Source organism: Bacillus sp. SIMBA_005, assembly GCF_046535585.1.
Classification (GTDB): domain Bacteria; phylum Bacillota; class Bacilli; order Bacillales; family Bacillaceae; genus Bacillus; species Bacillus pumilus.
This window is the reverse complement of the sequence record NZ_JAWRWI010001147.1, coordinates 1-237: the sequence shown is the minus strand read 5'-3', so window position 1 is coordinate 237 and position 237 is coordinate 1. Positions and strand designations below refer to the sequence as shown.

Here is a 237-nt window from a genome sequence, read left to right as displayed (position 1 = left end):
GGCGAAGTCGGGGAGTTTCTTCAGGTCCGGCAGCGCCGGCGGCGGGGCTGGCGGCAGCGGTTCGGGCAGGACGTGCAGGGGGGTGATGCCGCCGGTGGTGACGCCGAGCAGGACCTGCTGGCCACCGACTTCGACCACCACCACGCGTTCCTTGGCGCCCAGCGGCAGGCTGGCGACCAGCTTCAGTCCGGCGGCCGGGCGGAAGCCGCTGCCCGGCAGGCGCTTGAGCAGCCAGCC

General features: G+C 74.3%; 1 protein-coding gene. It reads right to left on the bottom strand.

Going from position 1 to position 237, the window contains the following annotated elements; genetic code table 11:
- Positions 1-237, bottom strand: a 237-nt coding sequence (gene fliO / locus SB660_RS23710) for a flagellar biosynthetic protein FliO (protein ID WP_410585047.1), incomplete at both ends; no start/stop codon positions are given.